A 10,650-nucleotide genomic window follows, 5' to 3' on the forward strand; every position below is an offset into this window, starting at 1 on the left:
TCGGGGATATCCACAGACTTCTGAGTCAACCGAGACTGCACTCCGTCGCTTCGAACCGTTACGCCAGGCGTGGGTGGGGGCGGAAGAATCGGGATGGCGCCTGTTTGAAGGAGAGGAACGTCCTCGCAACTACGAGTGGCTATTCGAACCCAGCGGTTCGGGCCAAGTTCCGATCACCGGCGAGTTGTCAGTCTTGTCAGTCGATGATTTTCGTCGGATGTTGATCATCTCAGCGACCGGTGTTTGCCTGCGGCTATCGTCGAACTCGCGAGGACTTTGGGTTAAACGAAGGGTGATTCTGTGTCCTTGTCTATCGCCGACGCTTATACAGCTTCTTAAGCTGCCATGCCTTTCCGCCGCATGCGCAGTCGCCAAGTTTGAGCGGTTGGGTGAACTGTTGTGGCTGGGTGCAGTTGAGGCACACGTATCGCCCGGCCGGTGCAAATTGGCCGCTATCTGCCTTGGCAGCGACTTCTAGAAGCTGGTCGATATTTGGATCGTTGCTACCAAGCACCTGGGTTGTTGCTTGAAGCCCGATCAAGATGCGCTCTAGGTTGGACAGTCGGTTCTTTGTATGCATAAGCCATCGGGACGGCTCTGAGAAGGTCTGATCGCTTTGCATTATCACTTTCTCGTACCGCGCTCGGGCTTCCTCTCCGCTGTGTGCAATGCGGTTTCGAACAATATGTAGCTCTTGAAGATTGCGAATTGACTGCGGTCGAAAGGCCAGGCGGCTAAATGGTAGACCATTGAACAAGAACCTGTAGGCTCGTTCCTGTGTTTCACGGATCGGGAGCCAATCAACGAATCGTGAATCACCTGTCACGATTTCCGTGGCGCCTTCTCGTGATACACCGCGAAGGCGGCTATGCAGTCCGGGGATTCTTGAGGTACCGTCGACGCAGGATATAAATAGTTCCCGTATGAATCCCTCGAAAACGACGTGGGACGCAAGAGTCAAACCCTCAATCGACCTTTCAAGGTCTTTCCGTGTCACGTGCCCGTGGGCTTGCGCGGCAGAGACTCTCGTTACCGCGCCGCGAATATCGCTCAGCTCGGCGACTGTGTCGGACGCCAGGCTTCCTGCGTCAGTCATTCCTGCGAGTAGGCATCGAAGACGAAGGACGCACGGGCAATGCGCGACGCCTTATCTGAGGATGCTCCAGACACTGCCCGAACGAGCTCCGGGCTTCGCCCTTGTCGGTCACGGTATGCGTTGGACGCAGCAAGTGCCATTGATTCAGCGTCTCCAGGGCGATGGCCCCTTGAATCGTCTCGAACTGGTCTTCGAAGCCAGTCGGAGTCCAGATAGCCAGAGACGCGGAGATGAGTGGCGAAGAGTGCATAGAGCCACCCCTTCGTTCGGAATGTCTTTAACGGATCTGGGTCCGATGGATAGGCGAGCGCCTTATCCAGCGCGTTCATCGTACCTCGGAACGCGGACTCCATGAGTTCAAGTTCTTCGGGGGCGGCTTCGAACTTCTCGTAAGCGTTATCGAGCTCTCGTTTCCCGGTCTTATCTATGCCGTCGTGGATGAGGAGGAGAAGCTCTCCGGTAAATTCGACCTCGCTCATTCGAGCGATATCGGAGGGTTTGAAAATCTTCCAATCCGTCCATCTGGTCTGATTCTCGCGAGCGAGCCGATAGGACATTTCCGAAAATGTTCCCGTTCTCTGTGCCAAGCGTAATTCTTGTGGCTTCAGGGCGGCGCCGGTAGAGTTGAGGCGATCGTATAGCTCCAATACGATGTTGTCGTTTCGGTCGGAAGCGAGTGAGACCGTAGGAAGGACGGTTCTCAAAATCCTATTTCGCAGGTTATCGGATAGGTCGGTGTAGCTGAAGGAGACTCGCTTCCTGCGCAGCTCGGGCGGTGTATATCGAAAACGATCCTCGTCGGATGGATCAGGGAGAATGGTGCGGTCGACGAATGCGATCAGTGTACGAAGTCTCTGCTGTCCGTCGACGACGCGGCGAATAAGGCGTCCGTTCTCGTCCGTTTCGTCCTGAAGGACGATCAGCGGCAGTGGATAGCGTCGCACGACGCTGTCGATGAGAAAGCTGCGTTCTGCGGCCTTCCATACTAAGCCTCGTTGATAGTGCGGTCGAAGTTCTAAAGTCCCGTCCCGCATCCATCCCAGAAAGTCGCTCACGCGGTAGCTGTTTATCTCAATCGAGACGTCGAGCATTTCGGCATGCGTGATCCAGTCACGCCTGATGTCATCCGATCCCACAGAACCTGGAGCCTACTGGAGGACGGGTGGTTGTGCATGAATTGTCGTTGACGTCTTGTGTTGGAGCGCGTACGGGGTTGCGGTCGCGCCTCCAGCTACTGGAACATCCTCAAATTTCGGTATACCGCCGTAGAACCCGTGATCGGATTCTTGTGCGCTGGTGTTGGGTTGGGGTGAGCAGCCAGCGGGCCTCAGGAACCTACCCCTCGCGGTGGGCCGGTCATGCCATGCGTCGCGCGGCGGGTGGCGGCTCTTGTTGTGCATGAGCTGGAGTGATCGGGAGTGTGCGCCTCGACGATGTCGAACGGCAAAGGTGAGGCCCGCTGGCCGCTGATCTCGTGGAGATACTGGTCGGGCCCGCTGGACGACGAGACGCTGTCGGCGTACCTCGAGGGGATCGTCTCTGGGCAACGGATGGCGTACGCGCCGCTGCACATGGCGAAGCGAACTGGCGGGGTTCGGGTGCTCCACAGTCCAGAGCCGGAGTTGATGGCAGTCCAACGCCGGCTGCTCGATCGATTGCTGTCTCGTGGGGTGCCTCATCCGAATGCGTACGCCTACCGCACCGGGCTGTCGACAGTCGATTGCGCGGGTGTCCACCTCAAGGCTCATACCGTGATCAGGCTTGACATCGCCGACTTCTTCCCCTCGATCCGCGAGCGCGACGTCTTCGGGGCCCTCCTCCAGATCGACGGCCTCCACAGGCCGAGTCGGGTGGCAGCGTACGAGATGGCCCGCCTGCTGACGGTGTCGCCGCAGCCCGACGAGGATTCCGAGACCTGGATCAACCGCGGCACCGGGTTTCGGATGTCGAACACAGGGAAACTGATCGAGCGGCGTCACCACTACCGCCACCAGCGGGAGGGCTTCCTGCCGCAGGGCGCGCCCACGAGTGGGCTGCTGTCTAACCTCGTGATGCGCGATGCCGATCAGCTGATCTATGAGCTCGCCGCCGGCCTCGGACTGCGCTACAGCCGCTACTCCGACGACCTGTACTTCTCCTCGCGGCGGTCCGTGTGGCATCAGGAAGTGGACGCACTCATCAGGCGGGTGCGCGTGATCCTCGCTGACCGCGGCTTTCGCCTCAACGACCGGAAGACGTATGTCGCCCGTCCTGGTGCCCGGCGGAGCGTGCTCGGCATTCTGGTAGATGGCTCGACGCCACGGCTTCCGCGTGAGTACAAGCGGAAGGTGGATCTCCACCTTCGCGGGGTCGGGGCATTCGGGTTGGCTGAGCATGCTGACCACCGGGGCTTCGACGTTGTTGACGAGCTCGATGCGCAGGTGACCGGGTTGCTGTCGTACGCCAGGATGGTCGAGGCGACGTGGGCTGAGCCGCGGTGGGAGACCTGGCAGCGCTTGCGCAAGGTCCCGGAGGTCGCTTCGACCGCGCCGTCGGAGAGTGATTGGGGCGATCTCTTCTCCTCGGGTGGCGCTCTCCCGCCGGAGAAGACGACCGGTGCCGCCGTGGCGAAGGCATCGATCGACGCGCTCGTGCAGGGTGCGAACCGGTACAGACAGAGTGCGGACTACGTCAAGCTGCTCGAGTTCGTCGGCTCGTTCAAGCGCTACTCGCCGTTCAACGCGATGCTCGTCGATCTCCAACGGCCCGGAACGAGGTATGTGCTCACAGCGGCCCGATGGCGCGACGACTACCGCCGAGTGCTAAAGCCGGGGGCACAGTCGCTGCTCATCCTGCAGCCCGGTGGCCCGGTCATGGTCGTTTACGACGTCGGGGAGACCGAGGCGCTTCCGAGGGCACCTGCTCTGCCTCGGGAGTTCGTGGACCCGCTGGCGATCCGGGCGAAGGTTGGCGAGAAAGATCTGAACATCCTCTGGGAGCGTACGGTCAGGAATGCTGTGCGGGACGGGATCCGGGTCACCTTGGTTGACAACGCAAAGCACTCCGGCGGCATGACTTACTGGAGCAAGACCTCCGGCGAAGTGCTCACCCGCCCGGGTCCGCGAGGGAAAGGACCAGATGAGCGCTACCCGCTGAGGCATGAGATCGAGGTGAACAGGAACCTCGAGCTTCTCGATCGGTACACCACGCTGGTTCACGAGCTCGCGCATCAGTACTGCGGGCATCTCGGGACGCCCAACCGGGATTGGTGGCCAGACCGTCACCGAGCGGATGCCGAGGACCGGAACGAGATCGAGGCTGAGTCGATCGCCTACATGGTTCTCGCCCGACTCGACCCGTCGGTCGAGATGGGCGACTACATCCTGGGCCATCTGAAGTCCGGTGCAGAGATGCCCTCAGACATCGCTCTCGAGCTGATGTTCACGGTCGCGGGCGACATCATCGAGATGGGGCAGAAACGACTGCCTGCGCGGAAGGTCAAGTAATGAGCAAAGGGCACTATTGGGCGTCGAACAAATGTTCGATATCCTGAGATCGGCCGGCGTCCGCAGATGTGATGCCGCCTGACTCTAGGATGATGTGTATGACCCACCGTGATGAGGGCGCAGCGCTCCTGGCTCTGCTGAGGGAGAGCAAGGAGAGCTGGGGGAGAGTCGCGTCCCGGGTCGCGTTCGAGGGCACGGCGTCGGGCTTGCTCCGTGCACCGGACGATGATGTGCTCTTCGAGGTGCCGGGCGATGGGGCCGCGATCGACGCCGCTGCTGCGGAGGTCGCGGAATGGGAGGCGCGTGGGCTCCGGCTGACGACCGTCCTCGACTGCGACTATCCGCGTCGTCTGCTCGACATCCGTGAGACGCCGCCGTTCCTGTTCTATGAGGGCGACCTGCGTGCTGAAGACGACGGGATGTCGGTCGTCGGGACGCGTAAGCCATCGGAGTGGGCGCTGCGGTTCGCCAAAGAAGCTGCTGAGTTCCTGGTGGGCCAGGAACTCACCGTGATCAGCGGGCTGGCGGCTGGGACCGATACCGCTGCGCATCGTGCTGCGCTCGATGCCGGGGGGCGTACGGTCGCGTTCATCGGCACGGGGATCACTCAGCAGTACCCGTCGCAGAACGCCGAGCTCCAGGCAGAGATCGGAAATCGAGGGCTGGTCTTGTCGCAGTTCTTCCCGGACGCGCCACCGACGAAGAAGACGTTCCCGATGCGGAACGCGTCGATGTCGGGATACGGGTTGGCCACGATCGTGATCGAGGCGAGTGAGAACAGCGGCACCCGGAACCAGACGCGTCTCGCCGGGGGGCACGGCCGGCCCGTGATCCTCACCGAGCGGGTCGCAGCGGCCACGACGTGGGGCGGGAAGCTCCGCGGTGCACCCGGCGTCTACGTCGTCGGCGATCTGCAAGAGTTGGCAGAGGCTGTAGCTGCCATCCGCGAAGCGCCGCGTCGGGTGGATGACGCGCTAGCAGCCCTCGCCGCCCGGTGAGCCACCAGCTGCCGCCGACGGTGCGGCCGGTCGCGCTGTACCTTTCGTCGGTTCACGGCCGGTATCTCCAGAACGTGGCGCGCACCCAGGGTGTCACGTGCGAGGTGTGCACGACGCCCGTCGACGCCTCAGGCGACTTGATGTGTTGGCCATGCCGGAGTCTTCGCGAATCGGAGAAGCGCGCGGCCGACAGAGTCGGCGTCATGATCTATGCCGAGGAGTGGGAGAGCCAGGCGTACAAGGTCGTCGACACCTACAAGGGCGAGCAGCCCGGGGGTGAGCAGGTCCGTGTGATGAGGTCACTCGTGGCGCTTGGCCTGCGGGGACACGCGCATTGCGCCATGCGTCTGGCGGGCACTGAGACAGTCGGCTGGGCTGTGGTCCCGTCATCCAGGGGACGCACCCATCTGGTCGACATCGTGCGGCCGATGACTCTTCGGCCGGAGGCCGAGGTCGGCCTCACGGTGGCGGAGGGATTCGTGCGGAGACGGTTCCGGCCGGAAAACTTCGAAGTCGACGTGAGTGGCCGGCTTCCCGAGCACGTGATCGTGTTCGACGACTCATGGGTCACAGGGGCCAACGCTCAGTCGGTAGCTGGAGCGCTCAAGCGTGCTGGCGTGCAGCAGGTCTCGGTAATGGTGGTGGCCAGGGTGCTCAACCCCAAGTATCCCGCGACGAAGCAGTTCCTCGAATCCACCCCGAGGCGCGAGTTCGATCCCACGATCTGTCCGTGGACGGGGTTCGACTGCCCTCACTGACGGTGGTCGCTGTCGCGGAATGGCGCGTGCCGGAGATCGGCTTCTGCGAGACTGGCAGGGTGTCTCTCGAGAGCGCCGAAGCATATTCCGGACCCGTGTCGAGCATGGCGCATGGACCGGCGTGGTCCCCTCACGAAACCGGAAGGATCACCAGCAGGTATCCCCTGGCCGTAGAACGGCACATGCTGCGTCAGGTCGGACACCTGATGCCGGGGATCACGACGGTCACGGCGCACGCTCGCTATTACGTGCTGCACGGTCTCGTCGCGATCGCCGCACAGGAACGCGACCTCAGTGGCGCTGATGCGCGGATGGTGCTGCGTCGCGCTGAGGTTGTCATGGCCGGGGTCTCGCGGACCCACCGTGCAGACCACCCGGGATATGCCGCGCCACATGGTGGCGGCAAGATCGCCGGATCGATGGACAAGCACGCCGGTGCCCTCCACGTCGATGAACTCGCCGGCGACGGTGTGTATGCGAAGGCGGCGTGGGGCTTCTGGAATCCGTACCTGGCTCCAGAGGCGACACTTGATCTGGTGAAGTGGAGCAGGCGAGGGCCGGTCCCGGGCGGTCGGCTCGACGCCAGGGCTGTGGGTGACGCATTGGGGGACCTGCTCAGGCTCGCAGACAAAGACCTGCTCACGAGTACGGAGCTCGAGGCACACGAACATCTGTGCATGTGCGCGATCGCTGGCGCGCCCGACGGGGAGGTTCTGCGGCGGGCGCTCCTGCCTGATGCTGTCGATCCGATGAGTCCAGACGATCGACGTCGGCAGAGTCTTCGTCTCATTCTGAGACTCGCCGCTCTGGAGCAGGACCTCGACGGATCCCATGCGCAGGGCGACTTGCGCCGACTGCTGCTATTCGATCCTTCGGTCGAGGAGGACGAGGTGGTGCGGGGTCTCGATGCCTACCCGGCGTGGGTCGGCGTCGCGCTGCGGGGCCACTCGGTCGAGGCCTGGCGTGATCTCTGGGCATGGTTGGTGAAGCAGATCGATGGGTTCATGCCGATCGCCGCTCTCGGCGAGGTGCTGGCAGATCATCTGCCGGTCGGAACAGTTGGTGAGTACGTCAGCAGTCTGCCGCCGATCTCAGACGCGGGTCGCCTGCTTCCGGCCGAAATCGACGTACACGGCGGTGACCGCGAGTGGCCGGACGCGCTGCTGGCACAGATCGTGCTCGGCTCTCTCCGGATTGGGACGCTCGACGAACGGGCGGCGCCTTATTACGAAGGTCGCGACGAGGGGATGCAGGAACTGACCCCGTCGTGGGTGCGGGATCAGATCGAGGAATGGAATGACCGGCCACTTCGGGACTTCGGGATCCACCTCACCAGACGGCTGGTCGACCGCTCTCAGCGGCTGGCGCTGATGAAGTCGACCTTCGATATGGGCTCTGGCCGGTTCCGGGTCCCGACACGAGTCTTCGCCCGGGAGGGCCATGTCTATCGCGACTCGCCCGAGGCCGGCGGAGGAGTGTCACTGCGCTGGGGTTCTGCGCTCCGCATCATGGGAGCGCTCGGCCTCCTCGAATATGTCGACGGCATCTGGAACGTGACTGACCGGGGGCGAGCCGCACGGTGAATTACGAACCAAGCGAGACGCTCACGATCTTCGAGCACCTGGTCGCTGAAGCGCAGCACGGTGATCACCAAGCCACGGACGCGGTCTTCCTGACCTACAACGTCGACCTCGGCTATCTGGAGGCGCGGCTCCTGGGCGTGTGTCAAGCGACAGGTGCGCGGGTGACGGTGGTCGCGGATGCGCGTGTCTGGGATCCGGACACGCGTGCGGTGCGACACGCCGGTAGGGCGTATCACTGTGGCCTACTTGATGCTGAGGCCGCTTTCCACCCGAAGGTGATGGTGCTGGTCGGGCCGAAGCGGACAATCGCAGCTGTGGGATCCGGCAACCTCACGATGAGCGGATGGCAATACAACGCCGAGATCGCCAGCGTTTTCACCGGAGACCGCGACACCATGCAGAGCGTCTTCGCAGACGTGAGCAGGCTGCTCGGGTCACTCGTCGTCGAGGACCGACTCGACGGGCTCAGCGCACGCGCCGTGACCCAGGTCAAAACGCGGCTCGACGACCTGCTGGCGAACGCCACGCTCGTTGAGACAGGACATCGGGCAGCGGCCTCGTGGGACGGCCCGCTGATTGAAGCGTTGCCGCACGGTCCCGTCGAGGAACTGCTGCTTTCGGCTCCGTTCCATGACCCGGCGTGTCGGGGCGTGTCGGCGCTTCTTCAGCGACTGAAACCGCGCCGGGTCAAGGTCGCTGTCCAGCCAGGGTGGACCGCGGCCGACCCACGTGCTCTCGAAGCAGTGCTTGACGGCTACAGGAAAGTCTCCGGAGCGGACATCATGGTGATGCAGGACGTCGAGGGTACGGATACAAGCGGCCCCGTGCGGTATCGGCATGGCAAGCTCATCGAGTGGGTCGATCTGGACGGATCGCGTCACGCCATGACCGGAAGCCCCAACCTGTCCGTCGCTGCACTGCTGCGTGACGTCGCGAGCGGTGGCAACCACGAGGTCGCTCTCATCTCTCCGCTCGAGTCCTCGCTCTTCCCGGGCGGGCATCCCATCGACATCGCTCAGCTGCCGGAGCCCCCGCTGGCTGCAGAGGAAGGCATGCCCTCGACCGGACAGCCGGCTCCTGTGCTCTCTGCGGTGACCCGGATCTCGACGGGCCTTCGCCTGCACCTCGCCAGGGCTGCCGGGCATCAGGTGGACGTGCAGATCTCGCCCCGAAGCGACGCACCGGACGACTGGGTGGACGGAGGGTCCGTCCAAGCAGGCACCACAGACGTCGACCTCCGCATCGAGGTCGTGGGCGGAAGCCGCGTACGCCTTCGATGGACCGACGAAGCGGGCGTGGATGTCTTCGGGAAGCCCGTTTTCGTCAGCGACCCGGCCACCGTGGGCCGCCGGCGAGTGGCGACAAAGGCCCATTCCCGGACGCAGAGCGTCACGCAATCCGACATCTTCGGTGACAACACGGGGTGGCTCGACGGGCTGCTCGGCGACCTGGCCGAGTTCGCCCGGGACGTACGTGACAACAAGGCGCCGACGATGCCACGCACGGGCGGCGAGCGACACGGATCCGACGAGGACCGCCGGTCGAGTGCAGGAGTGGAACCTTGGCTCTGGCTTCAGGACTCTGCTGCCCGGCGGCATGGCAGGGAGCTTGCGGCGTACGCCCTCGCACTGCCGCGGCTGGCCTCCGAGGATTCCGGTGCCGTCGAGTGGGGCGACAAGATCGGCCCGGACACAAACGACCTGGACGAGGACACAGCCGAGGACGTGGATGCCACCTCCGAGGGCGATACTCCTGCCGTCGGGCCTGATGAGGTGTCCGACCCTGATCACTCGAGCGACCCAGAACGGCTGAGGAAGAGCCGACGGCGCTGGCTGAAGAAGGCGGTGCAGCTCGCCCCGGACATCAGCGTGACGTCGCGCCTGCTCATTCTGCGCCTTGCCCTCGGGATCTGGTCGGCAGGTAACTGGGCCGAAGGTGACGATGAGCCCGTGGAGATGATCGGAGAGTTGCTCCAGCACATCGAGCATGACGATCTTCCTGCGGATCTCGAAGTGCGGGTCGGGTCGCTTGTCGCGGTTGCTCTCACGATCATGCACGACCGTGTCGACCTCGGCGCAGGAGCAGCGGGGACGCTCTGCTATCGGCGCACGGTTCGGAAGGTGGCTCATCTGCTGCTCAGTGCCGATGATGATGTGATCGCAAAGTACTGCCAAGGACTTCGCAACGAATACGGAGGGCCACTCGGGGCTGACGCAGTTCGTGAGCTGACGGACGACATCACCAGCGATGACCCGCTGGCGGGTGTGGAAGAGCGCATGGAAGATTACGGATACGACGTCACCAGGCTCGGTCCACGGCGGCTCCTCATCGACGGAGACTTCACCAACGCCGTTCCCATCACCCTCCAAGCGATCGCGATGGCTGATGCCGCGGACAGCGTGGCGGTCTGGGCTCGTGGCCGGCGCGGCACATGGGCGCTGACCGTCTGGTCGAAGCCTGACCTGGTTACCGTCCACACCTACCGTGACGCTGTCAGGTGGCGTCATCGGCGACTCAACGGCCTCGGCACACCGGCAGTGGTCTACGAGAAGTACAGAGCGAACGGGGAACTCGGCACGCAGTGGGACCTGGTCACCAGGCCGAGGCACCGAGCGAGTGAAACATCGAGAGCCGTGCTCGAGGCTCTTGAGATCACGGATCCCGAACCGCCCAGGTAAACGACTAACACTCACCTGAACAGGCGTCTCAGCGCCTCAGTCGGTGGCTGAG

Annotated in this window: 6 protein-coding genes; 5 read left to right on the forward strand and 1 reads right to left on the reverse strand. The window is 63.4% G+C overall.

All coding sequences use genetic code 11. The features are described 5' to 3' along the window. Positions 1-1,092: 1,092 nt before the first annotated feature. Positions 1,093-2,232 carry a GmrSD restriction endonuclease domain-containing protein gene (locus tag ACZ6WN_RS05070; protein ID WP_465863098.1) on the reverse strand — a complete coding sequence of 380 codons (1,140 nt, stop codon included), beginning with the start codon at positions 2,230-2,232 and terminating at the stop codon, positions 1,093-1,095. A gap of 297 nt (positions 2,233-2,529) precedes the next feature. Here ACZ6WN_RS05070 and ACZ6WN_RS05075 point away from each other — a divergent pair, with 297 nt between their 5' ends. From ACZ6WN_RS05075 to ACZ6WN_RS05095, 5 genes are all read left to right on the forward strand, one after another. Continuing rightward, complete coding sequence (locus tag ACZ6WN_RS05075) at positions 2,530-4,581, forward strand: RNA-directed DNA polymerase (protein WP_465863099.1); 2,052 nt, start codon at positions 2,530-2,532, stop codon at positions 4,579-4,581. Positions 4,582-4,679: 98 nt separating this feature from the next. Then, positions 4,680-5,579, forward strand: coding sequence for a DNA-processing protein DprA (locus ACZ6WN_RS05080; RefSeq protein WP_465863100.1), 900 nt, complete (start codon positions 4,680-4,682; stop codon positions 5,577-5,579). 203 nt (positions 5,580-5,782) lie between these two features. Further along, a complete protein-coding gene (locus ACZ6WN_RS05085) occupies positions 5,783-6,337 on the forward strand; it encodes a hypothetical protein (RefSeq protein WP_465863101.1) in 555 nt (184 codons plus the stop codon). Positions 6,338-6,519: 182 nt separating this feature from the next. Beyond that, positions 6,520-7,920 (forward strand): hypothetical protein, encoded by a 1,401-nt coding sequence (locus ACZ6WN_RS05090; protein WP_465863102.1) that lies wholly within the window; start codon positions 6,520-6,522, stop codon positions 7,918-7,920. Continuing rightward, entirely contained in the window at positions 7,917-10,598 is a 2,682-nt protein-coding gene (locus ACZ6WN_RS05095) for a hypothetical protein (RefSeq protein WP_465863103.1), read from the forward strand. The genes ACZ6WN_RS05090 and ACZ6WN_RS05095 overlap by 4 nt, the downstream gene beginning before the upstream one ends. The last annotated feature ends 52 nt before the right edge of the window (positions 10,599-10,650 follow it).

This window comes from Nocardioides sp. NPDC054178, assembly GCF_055585005.1.

Bases quoted from the DNA above. Each gene is read 5' to 3' on its own strand.
- ACZ6WN_RS05075 (WP_465863099.1), top strand. From the start codon at position 2,530: ATGTCGAACGGCAAAGGTGAGGCCCGCTGGCCGCTGATCTCGTGGAGA.
- ACZ6WN_RS05080 (WP_465863100.1), top strand. From the start codon at position 4,680: ATGACCCACCGTGATGAGGGCGCAGCGCTCCTGGCTCTGCTGAGGGAG.
- ACZ6WN_RS05085 (WP_465863101.1), top strand. From the start codon at position 5,783: ATGATCTATGCCGAGGAGTGGGAGAGCCAGGCGTACAAGGTCGTCGAC.
- ACZ6WN_RS05090 (WP_465863102.1), top strand. From the start codon at position 6,520: ATGCTGCGTCAGGTCGGACACCTGATGCCGGGGATCACGACGGTCACG.